The organism is Bacillus sp. FSL W8-0920 (assembly GCF_038593215.1).
Classification (GTDB): Bacteria; Bacillota; Bacilli; order Bacillales; family Bacillaceae; genus Bacillus; species Bacillus pumilus.
This window is the reverse complement of the sequence record NZ_CP151974.1, coordinates 482,196-501,704: the sequence shown is the minus strand read 5'-3', so window position 1 is coordinate 501,704 and position 19,509 is coordinate 482,196. Positions and strand designations below refer to the sequence as shown.

Here is a 19,509-nt window from a genome sequence, read left to right as displayed (position 1 = left end):
CTGCTTCTGCTACTTTTTAAAATGATAGGGCAGGGTTGCCACCACAATATCCCGCTTCCATAATAGGCGGAATCTTAATAAAAAGGCAGATTGATTATGCAAAATGGTGTGCCATCTTTTTTTCGGTATAAATTGTGGCACGAGGACCATCACTTTATATTGATGGGCATTTGCTTTTGTCTCAACTGTCTCAAGAAATTTATCTAGTGGGTGAATGAGGCTTCGATAGGACGAATGCAGCATCACAAGCCGTACACCGCTATTGAGTTTTTCCCAATCTTCTTCAATTTTCTTATCCTTTTCTTTATCAAAGGATACATGAACCGCTATGACTTGCTCTGATAAAGATTTTGCATACTGAACAGATTGTTCAACAACACGTGTGACTCCTGCTATCGGTACGATGACCACATTTCCTTTAATCTCAACTGGCTCTGTTTCATTCAATAAACGCAGTTGTTCTCCAACAGACAAATAATGCTTTTTAATGGAATGAAAGATAAATAAAACAATAGGCAGGAAAACAAATATTGGCCATACGAGATGGAACTTGGTCAAAATGAGAATCATAAAAACTGTAAAAGAAATCAGTGCTCCGACAATATTGATTGGCATTTTCGTTTTCCAGCCCTGCGGTTTTTCACGAATCCACTTCACACACATGCCGGTCTGCGACAGGGTAAATGGAATAAACACACCGACAGCATATAGCGGGATGAGATGTTCTGTCTTCCCATCAAACAACCAGATGAGCAGCATAGAGGCTACGCCTAGAAAGATAATGCCATTAGAGTAACCAAGCCGGTCTCCTCTAACAGTAAACATACGCGGCATATATTTATCCTTTGCTAAATTGACAGCCAATAACGGAAAGGCTGAAAAGCCGGTATTTGCCGCTAATATTAGAATTAGCGCTGTGACTGCCTGAATCACGTAATAGAAAAACGTACGTCCAAAAGTGTCTGACGCAATTTGTGATACAACCGTTTCTTCTGGCTTTGGCGAGATGCCGAAACCAAATGCAAGCAATGTGACTCCCACAAATAAAACAGCTAGCAATCCACCCATCATCAACAATGTTCTCGCTGCGTTTTGTGCAGCTGGTTTTTTAAAGGATGGAATCGTATTTGAAATGGCTTCTACTCCAGTCAGAGCAGAACAGCCAGATGAAAAAGCTTTTAATAACAAAAATAATGTAATGCCTTGTACGTGTGTGCCTACCGCTGTATGTTCAGGTGCTGGCGGTACGCCGCCTGTTAATAATTTAAAACCGCCTACTCCAATTAATATAAGGAGTGAAAATACAAACAAGTATACAGGATAAGCCAGAATAGATGCCGATTCTGTTAATCCACGGAGGTTGAGCACCATAATCACGATGACCAATACAATTGAGATCAAGACATGATATGGATATAGTGTTGGAAAAGCCGATGTGACGGCATCGGTCCCCGCTGAAATGCTCACTGCTACAGTCAAAATATAGTCTACAAGCAATGATCCGCCAGCGATCAATCCCGGTTTTTCACCTAGGTTTCTGCTAGAGACGATATATGCCCCGCCGCCTTCTGGATAAGCATAAATGATCTGGCGGTAAGACAGAATTAACGCCATTAAAAGAATTAATACACAACCTGCAATCGGGAGTGAATACCAAAATGCTGCTGCACTAACGACAGAAAGAACAATTAAGATTTGTTCTGTACCATATGCAACTGATGATAATGCGTCTGATGACAATAATGCCAACGCTTTGATTTTTGATAGTTTTTGTTCTCCTGCTGCCTGTGATTTTAATGGTTTACCAATTAAAATACGCTTCATCAAACTGTACATGTGATGCCCGCTCCTTTAGTGTCAAACGATTTAAGTTGCAAAAGATGGATCGCCAAAAAGACACAGAGGCAATAGAATGCCCCTGTGCCTATTGTTTAGATCACAGGTTGGTCTTTGCTCTCTTTAACGCTTACGAGGTTAGCTGACGGATTCGGGCGCATGAGACTTTGCCCTACCTTAAAAGGATTCACCCCACATGGTGTTTTATACCACCAAAATTGGTTCCCCCGCTCATCGAAATGATTCAGCGATTGGTCTTTTATAAAAGAGATCATACTCCCGTTTGACACCAAAGTAAAGAGATTTTTTCGAGGTCTTTTGACCGTTTATTAATCAGTCTTTTTGCGGTTTTTTCGTACGAAATAAACAATCATCACAACGACAAAAATGATCAATACAGCGATACATGCAAAGTAAATCCAAGAATCACCGACGCCTTGCTTTTCACCTTTTTTAAGATCATTTTTTGCATTGCTGACTGTTTGGTGATTAGAGAACACATCTTTGTTTTTGCTTTCTATTGCAACTGTTGCGGTCTCAGTATTTGTTTGAAGGAATCGAATCACTTCATTTGATATATCAGCGTCAGCTGCCGTCATTCCTGAAAAAACGGTCATGGTTTGTTCTTTATTCCATACGGATGGCTGCGTCCATACAATACGAGCTGTTGTTTCGTTGATCATGCCAAATGAGGATACATCATATTGACCCTTTTTCGCTGGAACGATGAGATCATCTGCTTTTTCTTTTAAAAGAGAGAATGTCTGGATGCCTCCGATGAAAATGAGAGAGTTCTTTTTCAATTGTTCATTTGTCACATTCGATGCTTCAATCAAATGATATTGAGCAGCTTCCGGCTGACTAAATGATTCGGTCAGCATAGCCATTTGATTGATTGAGGCTTGATTGATTTGATCTGGCATAATGATCAATGTGTTTCCTTGCTCCGTTTCTGAAGTGTAAGGAAGCGGCCATGCGGCTAAGTCCGGTGTATCACTAGTTGTTCCTTCTGGTATTTGAAGAGAGCTGTTCTTATCAATGTAAATCCAGCCTTCTTCATCTGTATGTCTACAGGATTCCATGTTTTTAAAACCTGTTGTGACAAACTGTAAGTCCACATATTCGTTCTTTTGAAGCACTTGTGAATCTACTGGAATCGACACATGGTAGAACCCATTCTCATCTTTGTTTCCTAGTTTTGTTAACGGTACGTCGTGCGGTTCGTTATTGATCATCACTGTTAGACGCTCTGCTTTGTTCGCTGGATCTGATTTTTTAAATGATAGATTTAGTTTTGCACCTGATTTTTGTTGAGCCATTAATGCTTTCGGATAATAGTAATGATCAGATGCTGTCTTTTTGGTTCCAACTTTGACATCATCTGCGCCAAAATCTATTAAGGAAATATGATGAGATGGCTTAGAAGCACTAGCTGTCACCTTTTGCAGCAGCAAGTCGGTTCCAGTGAGCTGACCTGTCAGTTCTGGCTGAGTCAAGACATTGATTTTTTCAGCAATTGTCTTTGGCTGCTTAGCAGTGACAAATAAAATGGGCTGTTCTTTTTTCTTTGCTGTCAGGGTTCTCACCGCTAACGTAAGTTGATCGCCTTCTGTTTTAATTCCAGCCGCTTGCTCGAGCGATTTCATTCGTCCATTCCAGCTTCCTTTTGCTCCAACAGCAATAGTTGGGTGCGCAATTTGCTCGACGTCCTTTTCTTGAACGAGTTTGAGGTCTGCTAGGCGGTCTTTGTTTTTCAACGTACGATATACTTTCATAGCCGCTTCTAATTCAGCCGCTTCTGGTTTATTTGGAATCACAATATCTGTTTGTTCTTCCTGATCACCTGATGGAATAAATGGTGAAGGGAAGCTGTCTAACGTCACGTCTTTCGTTTGAACTCCTTTGAACGCCAGCTCACTTTCAGGATATACTTTCATCCAATTGGCAGGCGTCTCTTGGTTGATACACACACCTTCTTTTAACACACCATAAAATGCGAGCTGAATTTGATGAGATCCTTTTTTCAGTTGCGTTTTGTTCAATTTGATTTGAATCGATTTTTTTGGGTTTTTCCCTGATACAGGGATCGTTTTTTCAATCTCTCCATCGATCATCACTGTGAAAGATGATGGCGATATTAGTAATGGTGAAGCCTCTATATTTAATGTAAGAGTGCTAGACTCTACTTTTTCTTTCTCCATTTGATAGGAAAATTCAGTGCGGTCTTCTTGACCATACAAGGTCACCACATCTTCTGATAGATGCTGCGTTTCTGTTTGATTTCCTTTTGATGAGTGAACCCAATCGTCTTTCACTTGTACTCGATTGGATTGCGCCATTGCTTGACTTGCCATGAAAAAAGGCTGAATGGCAAGGGATAGCGCTAATATTAAAAACATCCATTTGACCGATTTCAATTTGTCACCCGCTTTTCTTTTGTTGTTGATCGTAACGCTCTGTTTTGTACCATTTCACTTCTTGTTTCAATAATCGGCTCTTCACCTCTACACATAAGGAGTACACGACAAGCGCAATCCATACTTGAGAATAGGTGAAGTACATGAGGACCACAATGAGAATATTTTGTTTGGTGAGCTCTGTTTTCTCAATACTTAATGTAATCATCACTTCTGTTAGAAAGAGGAAGAAGGCTAATCCCCAAAGGATTAGTGCGACAGCCCCTACAGATAAATGAAGATCAACAAATAGGTTTACAATAAAGATGCCATTTGAGAGCAGAACGCCGAAGAAAAATAAGAAATACGTAAAGAAGAAATAAAACAAATCGAAAACCATTCGTTTTCGTTTCAGCTTCATAAACTGCCTTAAAAATTTAAGGACAACATATTGATTCCCTCTAGCCCAGCGCGTTCTTTGCCGCCACCAGACCTTCCATGTCTCAGGCTCTTGTTCCCATGTGATCGCAGCTGGAAAAAATCGAATCACATATCCCAGGTTATACACACGGATCGTTAATTCGGTGTCCTCGGCCAAAGCTTGGACATCCCAGCCGCCGAGCTCTTCTAAAATGTGCCGGCGGATGGCGAAGTTGGTACCTGGTATTGTTGCAATACCAAACCATTTCCATCTCCCGCCCTGCGCCATCCATTGGAAACAGATGGTCTCAATATTAATAAATTTGGTCAGCAAATTTTTGGTTGCATTGATCACCCTGAATTTCCCGACAACAGCGCCTGCTTTTGGGTCATTTAATAATCCAAGAACCAAATGATAGACAGCCTTTGGTTCAGGCATGTTATCTGCATCGTATACGCAAATCACTTCTCCTGTTGAAGCCTTCAAACCTTCATTCAGTGCAGTGGATTTTCCCTTCCCTGCAAATGGCGGCTTCGTTTCAATCATATGGACATGATCATATTGCTCACTGAATGATTGCACAATCTCTCCTGTGCGATCAGAAGAATTGTCATTAATCACAATGATTTCAAGGAGGTGTTTAGGATAAGATAGCTGAACCATCGCTTTTAATGTCTGCCGAATGACGACCTCTTCATTATGAGCAGGAATCAGGATACTGACGGTCGGCAGCTCTTTCCCTTGTTTTGTCCATTTAGGCAGCACTTTTTCATAGGTGAGGTAATGCTGAAAGCCGCCCTGCATGAGAAACATGTGGTATAGAAGCATGATCCAAATGAGCATTAATGAAAGATAAAATAAGACATCAGCCACCTAATTTTCTCTCCTTAAAAATTCGTTTTTTCATTGTCAGTCTTAAATACAATGTGTATAAAGCAAATGCCGCAATAAACAGCATGACCACGACCGTGAGAATTCTCAGCATATTTTCCATGCCACTTCGTTTGACTGTTTTTGTTTCGGCGATGTTGGATTCCTCTACTTGAATATGTCCATTCCCAGATGTTTGGATTTTTACATGTGCAGTTTGGACCGTCTGTTTTGTTTTCTTTACATCCAGCCATTCGCTAGAAGGGATTGCCTCCATCTGTGTGATCAAATCCTGTAACCCTGCTATCCCTAACTCCACGTCATAGGACAGCCCGATTGCGGCTGATTGCAGATGCTGCACGGATTGAATCGTCTGTTCAGTTAAAACATTTGAACCTTCTTTGTCAGACACTTGCTCAACTTGCTGCTGAGGATATAAGGTCATGCCGTGTAACATGGCAGGAGACGTCACGAGCGGCGATGCACCGGCTGTTTTCCAAGTGCGGTCTGACAGCTGCACCTGTCCAAATAGACTGGACACATGCTTTGAAATTACTTCATAACCTTTTTGTGATATCGCATCATGCGGCACCTCGAACGCAAGAGGATATAAGCCTTGCCTAGCAAGAAGCTCAATGCCCTTTGTCAGTTTCTTTTCTGTATAGGCGACTTCTTGCTGCTGATTCAATTTGGTATACGTATGAAAGTCTTTTTCATTTGGGAATTGGCTTTTACTTTGTTTCTTCTCTGCATTTTTTGGATCATTTGTCGTGATGGGCTGATCATATTTTGCATCCCAGAACTCAAATCCCTGACCAGATTCCTCCGTTCGATACGTACGGCTAAAGCCATGAAGAATGATACTCGCTCCATTTTCTTGCAATTGTTTTAACACATTCACGAGCTTCGGGCGGTCGCTCAGTGTGACTTCATCACCTGTTGCTCGATCTATCCAAACAGGGGTCACTGCAATTTGATAAGGAATATGCTGTGCGGATACGTATTGTCCAAGTTCTAGTAGCTTCTTCTCGTCACTTGCTGGACTGATGTTCCCGAGCATTAAGTATTTTGTCTTCATTTGCACAGAAGATGGCATGTATTTTTCTAGCACTTCTGCAAGAAGCTTGTTGTGTTGCACGACATCTAAGATACCGATATATGCCGTACCTTCTTTTGTCTGAGTCACAAATGGCAGATCAGATTGACGTTTCTTCACTAGAAATTCATTTTCCAAGTCTGTCCCTCGAACCGTTAACACATTGATCCTTCTCTCTAGCTGACGGTATGTCTGATCATGTGTATGTTTCAATTGACTGATATGATCTTGTTTGTGAAAAGTAAGCTTGGAGAATGGGCGAAGCTGTTCCGCATTGTATCCAATGGCGATGAATTGCTGTGATTCGTTCATCGCACGAATGGTTTGTTTTGACAGGGTTCTCTTTATTTCTCCAAGATAAATGACTTGCTGAAATTCATTCATCCTCTTTTCAGCCAAATGTTCATCAGATACAATCGTCGTCTGTTTTGAAAAATGACCGGCGAGTAGATCCAGCATATGAACGGCTGGAGTCACTTCCCCCGATGGTGTGGAATAAACGATCAGTGTATTTGGCTGCGTGACGAGCGCATCGGCTGAAGCCATGTGTTTAAACGAAAGAATCGAAAAAAGCGTGATCATCAAACAACATTTCATCAAAGAATTAAAGTTCATTCATCATCATCTCTTTTTCTAGTTCTTCTAAAAACTGCTCTGGCGTACGATAATCCGAGCTGCTTGTTAAATGACAGACATGAAATGTCAAGGTCACTTCACGACCGTTTAATAGGACATGCGTTTGCAGTTTATCCTTTAGCTTATCAAGGACAACTGACACATTTTCTTCTGGTGTATGGGTTAGCAGCAAGCCCATTCGTTCTTCAGATAACCGAAATTTTTTATCGGTTTCTCTTACGCTTTCGCGTATCTTGAGACTTAATTGCTGAAATAGATGCTGCATTTCTTTTTCTCCATATAACGATTTGAATTCCGCTGCGTAATTCATATGAAGAAGGATAAAGACAAATGGCTGTTTGTACCGTTCTGCCCGTTTCATTTCCTCGGATAATTCGAGCTTCATTCGCTCAGCATTGTCAAATCCTGTTGTCGAGTCAATCGCCACAAATTGTTTGATGGCCTGCTTTTGTTGTTCAATGGTGTGACGCAGCGTATTGATCCGTTCATGCAAGCTTCCCGCTGAAATAGCGAAAAAAAGAAGTGCTACGCCCCAAATTACTACATCTTGCAATGTTTGATTTGAAAAAAGGGAATTTTCATGACCAAGCTCTGTAAAGAACATGACGCTTCCAATAAAGAACAAAAACAGTAAGGTGAAAATTAATGCTGGTAGGATACCAAATAAAATACCACAGCCTAACACGACAAATGTCAGTGCGATGATCATAAAGCTCTCCGCATCTTGTACGTTAAGGTAGCCCATAAACAAAATAAGGCCTGCAAACGTGAGGAGCAGAGAATAGTACAAGCGATACGTGTTACTGAACAACCGATTCATTTAGAAGCTCCCTTTCTGCAATTAAAGGCAATAAGTTATCAAATGAGTGTGTCTCTTTTTCATTCATGTATCCTCCGTAGTAAGGCTTGAGAGGATCTTGAGTTTGTAATTCTTTCATGCGGTGATAGACAGTCTTTGCGAATTTCAGCTCGTTTTGTTTAAGGGCATACAAAATGACGAGTGCATATACCGAAGGCGATTCATATGTGACAGATGGCTTCAATGTGCTCAGTTTGTATCTTCCGTACAGTTTGCCTTCTTGTTTAAACGACGTTTTAAGCCATTTCATGATCTCGGACGTATTCACCTTTGCATGATATGCATGTAAAGCTGTATAAAGTTGATCGATCATATTGATTTCTTGATCGAATGAATAGGTTTTTTTCTTTATGTCATAGGATTTAGGAAAGAATCCTTTTTTTCTCGGTGCTTGTTTTAGAATGGCTAATTGGTTACTGGTCATTTGTTTCGTGAATATTTGGAGGGATTCCAATTCTTTGATTGCTTTTGGGTCTATATATGAGAGTGTGATTGTATGTGAAGTTCGATTGGTTGATGCATCATAATAATCGGACAATATGCCTTTGAACATGTTTTTTTCTTTTAACGCTTGAGCGATTTCTTTTGCTGTCGTTTGATACGCTGACTTCTTCCACAAATGATTTGCCTTTTGAAGTGCCGTCACTACACGTAAATCATCGACTAAAGCATTGGCCTTATTTTTTTGATCGGATTCAATTTGCCAGCTGAGAAGATGATGGTCTAGTAAAAATTGATCTTGCAGAACATCAAATTGTTGGTCAAATGAATTTTGATCTTTTTTTCGAACAAGATAATCCATCCAAAGTCCAAGTGATTCAGATAAGTAGATGTGCTGCTCTGCAAAAGAGGTGCGAATTAAGCCTTGATCTGTCATTAAGTGGTGAGTGATAAAATATTCTCCAGGCAAAACGGGCTGAGATGATACTGGATCAGCTGATTCTTTCTGCTGTTCCCAGGTACATCCGCCTAGTAGAATGACAATGAGTAAAACAATTGCTGTACGATATATGCGTGTATGCATTCGTGTCCCCTTTCAATTCCGCGTTCTCTAAGCATCTAACGATTTATTATAGAGCGTTTTTGTTTAAATTTAAATGAATATTTTATGCCAAATTACGAGCCTTTCCGCATATTCATTCCCATTTCCAGAAAAACAATATGCCGATATACTTAATAATACTGAAAAACCCATGCGTTTCCGCACGGGTTTTTATAGAACTATTGATCTAATTTTAACTTCTTTAATTGTTCAGCTAGTGCGTTATTAATTGGTTCTTCCACTTTCTTTTGTTTCTTCATATATTTAGACACATCGTGCTTACTGGCTTTCTTTTGATTGGATTGAGATTTGCGTTTTTCGAAGACAGACAGTTTTTCTCTATGGCCGCATACACAAGCAAAGATTTTGCCATCGCCTTCTCCGCGCAGCTCGAGCTTTTTAAGACAGTTCGGGCAGCGTGCGTTTGTTTTCTTCGCCACATTTTTACGATGGCCGCATTCTCGGTCCTGGCAAACGAGCATCGTGCCATGTTTTCCATTCACTTTCAGCATGAGTTTACCGCAGTCTGGACAATGGGTGCCAGTGACATTGTCATGCTTAAAGGTCTGGTTCGTCTGTTTGATTTCAGATACAGCTTGTTTGGCATATGACTTCATTTCACTCATGAATTGAGAAGCCTTCAATTGCCCTTTGGCGATTTTAGAAAGCTTTTGTTCCCATTCCGCTGTTAACGCAGGGGACTTTAAGTCCTCAGGCACTAACGAGAGCAGCTGCTTCCCTTTCGATGTGATGAAAATGTCTTTGCCCTTTTTCTCAATTAAGAAGCTATTGAACAGCTTTTCAATAATATCCGCTCTTGTTGCTACTGTCCCTAAACCACCTGTTTCACCAAGGGTTTTTACTAAGTCCTTTTCCTCGTTCTGCATAAATGCCGCTGGGTTTTCCATAGCAGATAATAGGGTCGCTTCATTAAAACGTGCAGGAGGTTTCGTTTCTCCTCTTGTCTCTTTCAGCTGTCGTACATCTAGTGACTGTCCTTCTGAAAGCAGCGGCAAATGTTGATCTGCCTCGGCTGATTCCTCTTCTTCATATGAGTCATCGTACACGGCTTTCCAGCCAGCTGCTTGCACGGTTTTCCCTTTTGCTGTGAACGTTTCACTGCCTATTTTGGTGATGACCGTTGTTTCCTCATACTCGAAAGGATTCATGAGTACCGCAAGGAATCGTTTGGCAATGAGGTCATATAATTTACGCTCTTTATCGCTTAATACTCCTGGGTACAGCTCTTCCTCGGTTGGAATAATCGCATGGTGATCTGACACTTTGGCATCATTGACGAAGCCTTTGTGCGCTTTCACACCTGATTGTAAAATCCGGTTCACATGCTGGGCGTACGGTCTGACGTTCATTCCTTTTAAACGATCTTTTAATGTAGGAACGATATCCGCTGAAATAAATCGTGAATCTGTACGTGGATATGTTACGAGCTTATGCTGCTCATACAATCGCTGAAGCGTAGATAATGTTTCTTTGGCTGAAAAACCATAGCGTTTATGTGCATCACGCTGCAATTCAGTCAGATCGTACAGTCCCGGCGCGAAAGCTTTTTTCGCTGTTTTTTTCAACGCATCAACCACTGCTGGTTTTCCTTCGCAGGCTGTCAAGCGTTCTTTGATCACACTCTCTTGGAATGTCCGGTTTTGCTTTGTTTTGGCATCCTGCCATGTCAAAGTCAGTCCATCTACTTGTGCAGTCAATCCATAGAACGGCTTCGGCTGAAATTGCTGAATGTCTTCTTCTCGTTTGGCGATCATGGCGATCGTTGGTGTTTGCACCCGTCCGCAGGAAAGCTGTGCATTGAACTTCGTTGTCAGCGCTCTTGTTGCGTTGATGCCGACAATCCAGTCTGCCTCTGCACGTGCAACGGCTGAGCGATACAGGTTATCGTATTCTTTGCCGTCTTTTAATCGTTTGAAGCCTTCTTGAATGGCTTTGTCCGTTACAGATGAGATCCATAATCGTTTCAAAGGCTTTTTCACATGCGCTTTTTCAAGAATCCATCGAGCGACAAGCTCCCCTTCACGTCCAGCATCTGTTGCGATGACAATGTCTTTGACATCTTTCCTCGCAAGCTGCGCTTTCACTGCTTGGAATTGTTTGCCTGTTTTTTTCATCACCACAAGCTTAAGCGGTTCGGGAATGATTGGTAAATCCTCTAAACGCCAGGATTGAAATTCTTTTCCGTAGCCTTCTGGATCAGCCAGTGTGACCAAATGGCCAAGCGCCCACGTCACAATGTATTGATCTCCTTCTAAAAAGCCATTTCCTTTTTTATGACACTTCAGTACACGTGCAAGATCACGTCCGACTGAAGGTTTCTCTGCTAATACAACTGTTTTTGACACTAGATTTCACATCTCTTTCTTCTATCCATCCTTTTATTATAGCAGACGTGGAGATGCGGTTCTAATAACGGATTATTTCTTCAATCGTGTGATGATCTCATTTTAGATTGTCCTATATAGCTATTGGTACACACCTTCACAAATGTTATAATTAGTATAAAAAGAAAAAATTAAGGAGAACGAATGCAAACTGTTTGGACCTACATCACTAAAGTTAGTATAAAAAAAGGTTTGAATTTATCTTTAGGGTATTATATTTTGATAAGTTTACTTAGTTCCATACATATTATGATATTTAAACTATCATTTTCTCTCATCCCATTATTTTGGATTTTAAAAACCATATCTATATATATATCAACACTTAAACTTAAGCACCTAGATATTACTGATGAGAACTTTAAAGTAGACCGTCAAATCCGAGGTCAAATTATAATGTTAATATCTATAATTTTTATTTTAGTAGAAATAACCATTGGTTTGAATTTCAATATATTTTATCATTTTTGGAATAGTATCCATGGAATTTCTTTGCTTTCTTTTAGTTTTTGCTTATTTCTAATCGGTTTATCAATATATCGCAATAATTTTTACATTAGATTTTTAGGGATTATTAGCACTACATTTTTGGGATTTTTCGGTTTGATTTTTTTAATCCTTTCAGTTTTAACGTTGGTTATAACTCTTTTTTCATTTTCCACAAACAATAATGCATATAATCACCTTATAAAATTCATATCAACTTTCAAAAATGAAAACCTTATTATTGTTTCTTATATTCTTAATGAGAAATATATTTTTGTTTTTATTATAATAACTATATATTCTGTAATATTTCTTTTAATAATTATTATATTTCATCCACCATATCAACTGGATCAATTAAGCAATGTACTTAAATTAAGTAATATTATCATTTCATTAGTATCTATCTCTATTTTTTTTCATGTAAGTATTAATTTCTCTGGACCTTCATTATTAGAACAAAAACAAGTTGCATTGAAATTAGCAGAAAAAGAAAAAATAAATTTCAATGAGATAAATATATATATAAAGAATTTTTCAAAAGCTAATCTTATTAATCTCGCTACAATTTTATTTACACCTTACATCGTTGCACTTTTAGTTACAAATTTCTTTTTGGATTTGAAGAAAAATCTAGCTAAGAAAAAATCCTCGAAAATTTTAAGTGAATGTATTCACTTAGGTATTTGTTATAAAAATGAAGATATCCAAAGCAAAAAATATTTTTTCTATGCAGGAGATAAAAACGCTTGGTTACTATATAACACACTTTCAAAAAAAATAAAATCTAAGGGCGAGTTATAGATAATACTTGCCTATATTTATAATTAATACGTTATTTCTTCAATCGTGTGATGATTTCGTTTGTGACTTCTTGCGTTTGATAGGCGCCGCCGATGTCTGCCGTTAAAAAGCCATCTGCTGTGACTGATTCGATGGTTTTGAGCAGATGTGTGCCCAGTTCTTCCTCCCCGAAATAATCAAGCATGAGTTTAGCGGTCCAGATTTGACCGATTGGGTTGGCGATTCCTTTTCCCGCAATGTCTGGAGCTGATCCGTGTACAGGCTCAAACATGGATGGGTATTTACCATTTACATTAATGTTGGCGGCAGGCGCTACGCCAATACTTCCCATAATGGCTGCCCCAAGGTCTGTCAAAATATCACCAAACAAATTACTGGCAACAATCACATCGAATTTTTCTGGTCTTGTTACAAAGAAGGCTGAGAGCGCGTCAATGTGCTGTGAGTCTGCTGTCACCTCTGGATAATCCTTTGCTACGTCTTGAAACACTTCATCCCAAAAAGGCATGGTATGAACGATCCCATTCGATTTGGTTGCACTCGTCACATGCTTTCGTCTTTTTTCTGCTAATTGAAAGGCAAAACGCATCGCACGCTCTGTCCCTTTTCTTGAGAACACCGCATTTTGAACTGCAAGCTGATCTTCCCCTTGATACATACGGCCTCCAATTTCACTATATTCACCTTCACCGTTTTCTCTGACAACTAGAAGATCGAAATCCTTTGGCTGAGCAAGCGGTGAGCGAATGCCGCTAAGCTGTTTTGCAGGTCTGATGTTTATCACCTGTTCAAATTCCCGCCTAATCTTAATAAGCAGTCCCCAAAGTGATACGTGATCCGGCACTAAATTGGCATCTCCGACAGCCCCTAAGAAAATGCTGTCAAAGGCTTTCAATTGATGTAATCCATTCTTTGGCATCATCTCGCCATGCTCTAAATAATATTCACAGCTCCACGGAAAATCCTGAAAGGTAAAAGACAGACCGCCATGCACTTCTGATACCGCTTTCAATACTCGTATGGCTTCAGGTACAACTTCCTTCCCAACCCCGTCACCTGGTATCGCCGCAATTGAAACATGCTTCATTTATTTCTCCCCCTTTATTTTCGGTCGACCGTCGACCGTTTAAGTTTGAGTTTACTAGAGAGTGCATGTTCTTTCAATGGATAAAGGCGCTTTTTTGATCAAAGCGCCTGTTTATCCTGCAAAAGCATCGAGGGTTTCTCCTTCTTCCTCTTCGTACCTTTTTTATCTGAAAGCAGCAGTCCGCCTAAGATCAGTGCCGTTCCAAGCACAGACATGAGGGTCAATCTCTCATGAAGAACGATCATTGAAATGACCATCGTAATAATAGGAACGCCATAAATATACACACTCGCTTTCACCACACCGAGCGTTTTCACTGAAAAACTCCATGTGAGAAAACAAATAGCTGATGCGAACAGGCCTAAAAACAATAAGTGAAAGGCAAACGACGGGTTCGTCAATCGCTCCCAGTCTATACGAATCTTAAAGTGCCAGATCAGGGGAAGCATCCAGAGTAAGCCGTAAAAAAAGACACGTCTCGTCACTTGAATGATATGGTATCCATATTGATTGATGATTTTCGATAAAATAGAATAGAAGGCCCAGACAATGGTCGCCGTTAATGCTAGCGCATCACCGATTGGATTCAATTGGAACGTCGTCATTCCATTAAAGCTAATCAGGACAATTCCTGTCATCGCGATGAAAAAGCCTATGAAAAACCGGCGATGCAAAGGCTCATCTTTCAATAAAAAATAAGCCAATAAAAATGAGAAGAATGGTACAACTGAGCTGATGACACCTGCATTCGAAGCAAACGTATAGGTGAGTGCGACATTTTCTAAAAAATAGTATAAGACCACACCACATAACCCTGCGAGCGCAAACATCAATTCATGCTTTTTACGCTGCACCTTCATAGTGACCGGATAGATCATCATCAGAGCGAGATATCCAATAAAAAAGCGAAAAAATAATATTTCTGTTGGAGAAAAAGCCGTTAACAATATTTTGGTTGAGATAAAGGTTGATCCCCATAGAAAAATGGTGAACATGGCCGCTAGATGACCAAGAAGCTGTTTATTTTTCATCTGCTGTTACCTGCTTTGTGAAAATTTGCTGATATTGCCCTGGTGTGAGCCCAATAAATTCTGAAAAGAAATGACTCAAATGACTTTGATCAGAAAAACCGGTGGAGACTGCCGCATCTACAGGCTTCACTCCTTTGGCGAGAAGCTCCTTCGCATAATTCACTCTCACTGTTTGTAAATAACGATACGGCGTGATCCCTCTGTACTTTGTAAAAGCACGCAGAAGTGAGTATTTATTCATGGAGACAAGCTCTCCTAAGTCGTCTAACGATATATTTTCCGTAAGGTGTGTTTCAATATATTGCTGTACGTCTTGGACTTTTTGTTCGGTGGCATGTACTACTGACGCTTTTTCCTCTGATGTATCAGCGTAGGCTTCAATCAGCTGCTTCATAAAGAAATAGAACGTTTCCTGTTTATTCAAAGCTGGGGCTTCTTCTGTAATCATTTGATGAAGATCATATAACGGCTTTGTCAGTTCACTTTGTGAAAACACAGGAGCTTTAAAATGCGGCTTGTGCTGAAACATCTTCTCTATCACATCTGCTTCAATATTTAAACAACGATAATCTAGTGTACTGTGATCAATCTGCTCGCATGCATGATTGTCATATGGATTGAAAAGAAGAATGTCTCCCTTTTCAATGATGTATTCTTTATTTTGGCAGATCAAACGTCTTTGACCATCCTCAATAAATCCAATCACATAGTATGTATGAAAATGATTCGGGAACTTTTGCATGATGCCATGAAAGCGATACGCCTCTATTTGCAAGTCCTGATCAAAATGTACCGTTCGTTCCTCTTGTGTTTTCATGTCGATCCCCTCTTTCACTGAACTGATCATCAGTGTAGCACACCCTTTTTCTCTTGAATTGTACGATATTGACTTTTCCGATGCAGGCTTGCCTAGAGGGAAAAACTTGGATAACATGAGACAAAAGATGATGTGTAAATGAGGGAATGACAGGATGAATTCATTCGAGATGGAAAGACCAGCACCATACCATATGCAATTTTATGAACAGCTGAAGCAAATGATATTTGATGGACAGTTTCAGCCGGGGGAACGCATCAATGAGACACAGCTTGCCAAACAATTTGGTGTAAGCCGATCACCAGTGAGAGAGGCAATGAGACTTTTAGAAAAAGATGAGCTCTTGATCGCTGATCATCGGTCGGGCTACTCTGTCTATACGTTAACGGAAAAAGATGTCGAGGAGCTTTATCAAATTCGGATCGCCCTAGAAACGCTTGCTGTTGAGCTTGTATGCAAGGAAGCCTCGCAAAGAGAGCTGGAGGAAATTGGGCATGTCCTCACGCAGGCAGACGAAGCAATCAAACAGCAGCTGCCATCTAAAGACATCGTCCAGTTACATGAAGCCTTTCATCAAAAAATCATTCTAGCGAGTCACAATCACCGCTTATGTAAACAATTGAATCATGTGAATGCACTCATTCATTTTTGCCGCATCTTTCATTTTAGCGGCGGGGCGCGTGCTGAGACGATTCAAACAGAGCATGCTGCCATTTATTCTGAAATGAAAGAGCGCCGCTCCACAGAAGCCGTTCAAGCGATGACGAATCATTTGTTACATGATGTGATGCACTTAAAGCAAGTACTCTCTGAAACAAACACGGATTAAGTGATTTTTCCTTTTTCCCATTTTTTAAGCATTACATGAACATATTTTGAATTTTTCGTAGATTTTAGCATGTCCAGACGATCTTTCGTTTATATTAGAAGATGAGAAACTAGCTTTTATACAGGAGGATTTGTTTATGCATACAAGTATTAGCCGTCTTCGAAAGGCGGGTTTTATTGAGGGTATGTCTCTTTTAACCCTTCTTTTAATTGCCATGCCTCTGAAATATTTTGCGGATATTCCGATGGCAGTCACCATTGTAGGCTCTCTTCATGGCGCATTGTTTGTCATCTATATGCTGATTTTGGCATATGTGACCTTTAAAGTTCGCTGGCATTTGAAATGGTCGATCGCTGGTTTTTTTGCGGCGTTCATTCCTTTCGGCAACTTCGCCTATGATAAGGTGCTCCGCCAGTATGATACAAAAGCTTAATCAAAAAGGGCTAAAACGAAATTCGTTTTAGCCCTTTTTCTACACGCTGAAGTATTTTTTAAATCGATGCATATTTCACTATGGCTGCTTGACGCGTCATTTCGTGATATGCCACCCATAATTCATCACCCGGCAGTACGCTAGTGATTGGATCGATTGGCTGTTTCACTTCATACATCATGCCATCTCGCTCAATCTGAATGATCGCTAGCGGCTGGTTGCCGATGACACCAGCAAATGCGACATGGGTCACTTTTGCACTTCCTTGTTTCTCTTGCATGAGACTGATTTCTTTATCCAGCTCTTCTTGTTTTGTCTGCATCGTGATTTGAGTTCCTGGCGCGACCTCCATATGATCAGGGATGAATTGACTGACCGTTTTTGTGATGGACTGATCTCCGCTAGAAACCGTCACATCTAGCATGATCGGCTTCTGACCATGAATCGTGACTGGATATTGCTTCACCCGCTGGATGGTTCCTGTTAATGTCGCGTCTTTCCCCGATCGATTCCGCACTTCATGGCCATAGGCTGCCATTTTCAACTGACCGCTAATGTCGACGAGGTCGGCTTTTTCTGCTGTTCTAAATTCAAAACCAGCGGCTTGAATCATCGGAATGGTATACCTTTCCTGATCTGCTTCAAATGTAAGCGATAAGACCGTGCCTCGTCCTACGGTTCCATATGATTCTATATTTCTTAAAACAGCGCCTTTGATGAACTTTGGCTCACTTGTCTGTGAGAAGTCCCCCTCTTTTAAGAGCATCGCCTTTTTCTTCTTCGGATTGTAGAGAATGGCGATACGCTGACCCGGCTGCGGTATTTGGGTGTAGGATACAACCGTTTTAGCTGCCTTCTCGATATTTTCCCCATCGTATTTAAATTGCAGCTGCATTTTGACAAGCGGCTGTTCGTTGATGTAGGTACCCGTTTCTTTGACAGATACAATATTGGCTTCTAATGTGACACTGTCTTTCATCTTGTTCTTTCTCACCAGTCTCAAAATCGGCGGCAGGAAGATGGCTAGCACAAATAACAGCAGTGGAATAAACAGCCATATCGCCCAGTTGAGAATGAGCGGTCCGCCTTTCATGACATATTGCATAAAGGTGTCAACAGACGTTTGGTGAGCAGGACTGGCGTTTTCGATTGAGATCATTTTTTTCAAAGGAAATTCCTTTAGCTCTTTGCTCTTCGTCTCAAATGCACCCGTTAATTGATTGTCGATTGAATAATAGATCCAATCGCTTTTCACATTTTTATTGAAAGAGAGTCCTTCTCTTTGTAACGTTTCATATGAAAACGACTGCAAAAGTTTGCTGACGGACGTCGTCTTATTCGTGCGGTGGTTATAAATATAACCAGTCAGCTTGCCTTTTGCTTCGTCCTTTGCTGTAGAGCCTGCAAGAAGAACTTCTTCCTCATTAAGCTGGTAGATAAGGGTTTGATAAATCGGTTTTGGTGTTGGAACGACTTCCCCAAGCCTTCCCTCTGCATTCACTTTCCTTGGTCTTTTTGGATAGTTAGATTCGACAGCGACTGCAAAGTTTTGGGATGTTCCGATCGTTTTTTCCAGCTGCTGCTCCACTTTATCTTCAATGAGGCTAAACGGTTCAGCGTTTTTGGAGACATAGACCCCAAGCTGATTCTTATCGTTTGAGACTCCGCTGACATATGCCTTCTGGTCATTTTTCAAAGTCAATTCAAATATAGGAATAGGCGTCTGTCCTCTAAAGGAATTCATGACGACATCCATAGAGACTGGCCTTGCTGGCAGCTTTAGCTCGCTTAGATTGTGCACATGAAACTGACCATCCTTTAGCTCACCAAGGACTGCAGCGGCGCCTTCCATTTCTCCTGTAAACACAAGCCGTCCATTCCATTGATATGTATTCGTTTTTAAAAACGAGGGTATCTGTAGATTTTGCTTAACGAGCTCTTTCTTTTCTCCGCTTGGCGTTAGTTTCTCGATCAACAGCTGCCCGTCTTTATTTTTTAAAGCAAGTAAGAGATTGTTACCTTGAATGGATGGCAGCATTTCATTAAACGAATCGCTTGCTGTCGTCCATTCACTGATTCTTTTTCCTGATTGAGGATCATACATTTCAAAATGGAGCTGCTGGTCTTTTGATACAGCACTCACCACTCGTTTTCCTTCATCAAATGTAAATATTCGTTTGACGTCATATTCCGTCACTTTCCCTGCTGACAAATCATCTTGGTAATGGTTCCACACCAAGACACTAAGAATGATCGCTGGAATAAAGAAGACAATATATCTGAGGAAAATCACTGGTATTCTTTTCACTTGATCGCTTCCTTTCATGAGGTTCCTTTATCTTATACGTCAGTGCAACGAGAATGTTTCATGCTAGAAGAATACCATTCCAGCCTTTAAGTTCCATATTTTACAAACTTGGTAATTTGCGATAAAATCCAATCAGATTCGAAAAAAGGATGT

At 40.5% G+C, this 19,509-nt stretch carries 14 protein-coding genes and 1 riboswitch; of the genes, 3 read left to right on the top strand and 11 right to left on the bottom strand.

Going from position 1 to position 19,509, the window contains the following annotated elements; translation table 11 throughout:
• Nucleotides 1-9: 9 nt before the first annotated feature.
• From NSS78_RS02410 to NSS78_RS02380, 7 genes are all read right to left on the bottom strand, one after another.
• A complete protein-coding gene (locus NSS78_RS02410; RefSeq protein WP_212046400.1) occupies nucleotides 10-1,836 on the bottom strand; it encodes an APC family permease in 1,827 nt (608 codons plus the stop codon).
• Nucleotides 1,837-1,948: 112 nt separating this feature from the next.
• Nucleotides 1,949-2,096: riboswitch (cyclic di-AMP (ydaO/yuaA leader) on the bottom strand.
• Nucleotides 2,097-2,165: 69 nt separating this feature from the next.
• Nucleotides 2,166-4,253 (bottom strand): cellulose biosynthesis cyclic di-GMP-binding regulatory protein BcsB, encoded by a 2,088-nt coding sequence (locus tag NSS78_RS02405; RefSeq protein WP_212046399.1) that lies wholly within the window; start codon nucleotides 4,251-4,253, stop codon nucleotides 2,166-2,168.
• A 4-nt stretch (nucleotides 4,254-4,257) separates the two neighbouring features.
• Entirely contained in the window at nucleotides 4,258-5,526 is a 1,269-nt protein-coding gene (locus NSS78_RS02400) for a glycosyltransferase (protein ID WP_113386728.1), read from the bottom strand.
• Complete coding sequence (locus tag NSS78_RS02395) at nucleotides 5,519-7,234, bottom strand: DUF2334 domain-containing protein (RefSeq protein ID WP_212046398.1); 1,716 nt, start codon at nucleotides 7,232-7,234, stop codon at nucleotides 5,519-5,521. Before NSS78_RS02395 ends, NSS78_RS02400 begins: the two co-directional genes overlap by 8 nt.
• Complete coding sequence (locus NSS78_RS02390) at nucleotides 7,224-8,075, bottom strand: GGDEF domain-containing protein (RefSeq protein WP_034620220.1); 852 nt, start codon at nucleotides 8,073-8,075, stop codon at nucleotides 7,224-7,226. Before NSS78_RS02390 ends, NSS78_RS02395 begins: the two co-directional genes overlap by 11 nt.
• Nucleotides 8,056-9,138 carry a glycosyl hydrolase family 8 gene (locus NSS78_RS02385; protein ID WP_003214245.1) on the bottom strand — a complete coding sequence of 361 codons (1,083 nt, stop codon included), beginning with the start codon at nucleotides 9,136-9,138 and terminating at the stop codon, nucleotides 8,056-8,058. The genes NSS78_RS02390 and NSS78_RS02385 overlap by 20 nt, the downstream gene beginning before the upstream one ends.
• 197 nt (nucleotides 9,139-9,335) lie before the next feature.
• A complete protein-coding gene (locus NSS78_RS02380) occupies nucleotides 9,336-11,522 on the bottom strand; it encodes a DNA topoisomerase III (RefSeq protein ID WP_212046397.1) in 2,187 nt (728 codons plus the stop codon).
• A gap of 183 nt (nucleotides 11,523-11,705) precedes the next feature.
• Between NSS78_RS02380 and NSS78_RS02375 the strand changes: the two genes are divergently transcribed.
• Entirely contained in the window at nucleotides 11,706-12,851 is a 1,146-nt protein-coding gene (locus NSS78_RS02375; RefSeq protein ID WP_212046396.1) for a hypothetical protein, read from the top strand.
• A gap of 31 nt (nucleotides 12,852-12,882) precedes the next feature.
• On the opposite strand, the gene NSS78_RS02370 is transcribed toward NSS78_RS02375, so the two are convergent.
• From NSS78_RS02370 to NSS78_RS02360, 3 genes are all read right to left on the bottom strand, one after another.
• Complete coding sequence (locus tag NSS78_RS02370) at nucleotides 12,883-13,938, bottom strand: tartrate dehydrogenase (RefSeq protein ID WP_212046395.1); 1,056 nt, start codon at nucleotides 13,936-13,938, stop codon at nucleotides 12,883-12,885.
• Nucleotides 13,939-14,036: 98 nt separating this feature from the next.
• A complete protein-coding gene (locus NSS78_RS02365) occupies nucleotides 14,037-14,969 on the bottom strand; it encodes a DMT family transporter (RefSeq protein WP_212046394.1) in 933 nt (310 codons plus the stop codon).
• A complete protein-coding gene (locus NSS78_RS02360; RefSeq protein WP_212046393.1) occupies nucleotides 14,959-15,786 on the bottom strand; it encodes an AraC family transcriptional regulator in 828 nt (275 codons plus the stop codon). Before NSS78_RS02360 ends, NSS78_RS02365 begins: the two co-directional genes overlap by 11 nt.
• 154 nt (nucleotides 15,787-15,940) lie before the next feature.
• Between NSS78_RS02360 and NSS78_RS02355 the strand changes: the two genes are divergently transcribed.
• Entirely contained in the window at nucleotides 15,941-16,615 is a 675-nt protein-coding gene (locus NSS78_RS02355; protein ID WP_212046392.1) for a GntR family transcriptional regulator, read from the top strand.
• Nucleotides 16,616-16,751: 136 nt separating this feature from the next.
• Entirely contained in the window at nucleotides 16,752-17,048 is a 297-nt protein-coding gene (locus NSS78_RS02350; protein ID WP_003214125.1) for a DUF3817 domain-containing protein, read from the top strand.
• Nucleotides 17,049-17,106: 58 nt separating this feature from the next.
• Here the strand turns inward: NSS78_RS02350 and NSS78_RS02345 are convergent, their stop codons facing one another.
• Nucleotides 17,107-19,356: a hypothetical protein gene (locus NSS78_RS02345; RefSeq protein ID WP_327840441.1), complete on the bottom strand. Its 2,250-nt coding sequence runs from the start codon at nucleotides 19,354-19,356 to the stop codon at nucleotides 17,107-17,109.
• Nucleotides 19,357-19,509 lie beyond the last annotated feature (153 nt).

Coding starts and splice junctions, on each gene's coding strand:
- NSS78_RS02375 (WP_212046396.1), top strand. CDS start 11,706: ATGCAAACTGTTTGGACCTACATCACTAAAGTTAGTATAAAAAAAGGT.
- NSS78_RS02395 (WP_212046398.1), bottom strand. CDS start 7,234: ATGAACTTTAATTCTTTGATGAAATGTTGTTTGATGATCACGCTTTTT.
- NSS78_RS02385 (WP_003214245.1), bottom strand. CDS start 9,138: ATGCATACACGCATATATCGTACAGCAATTGTTTTACTCATTGTCATT.
- NSS78_RS02410 (WP_212046400.1), bottom strand. CDS start 1,836: ATGTACAGTTTGATGAAGCGTATTTTAATTGGTAAACCATTAAAATCA.
- NSS78_RS02360 (WP_212046393.1), bottom strand. CDS start 15,786: ATGAAAACACAAGAGGAACGAACGGTACATTTTGATCAGGACTTGCAA.
- NSS78_RS02355 (WP_212046392.1), top strand. CDS start 15,941: ATGAATTCATTCGAGATGGAAAGACCAGCACCATACCATATGCAATTT.
- NSS78_RS02370 (WP_212046395.1), bottom strand. CDS start 13,938: ATGAAGCATGTTTCAATTGCGGCGATACCAGGTGACGGGGTTGGGAAG.
- NSS78_RS02350 (WP_003214125.1), top strand. CDS start 16,752: ATGCATACAAGTATTAGCCGTCTTCGAAAGGCGGGTTTTATTGAGGGT.
- NSS78_RS02390 (WP_034620220.1), bottom strand. CDS start 8,075: ATGAATCGGTTGTTCAGTAACACGTATCGCTTGTACTATTCTCTGCTC.
- NSS78_RS02365 (WP_212046394.1), bottom strand. CDS start 14,969: ATGAAAAATAAACAGCTTCTTGGTCATCTAGCGGCCATGTTCACCATT.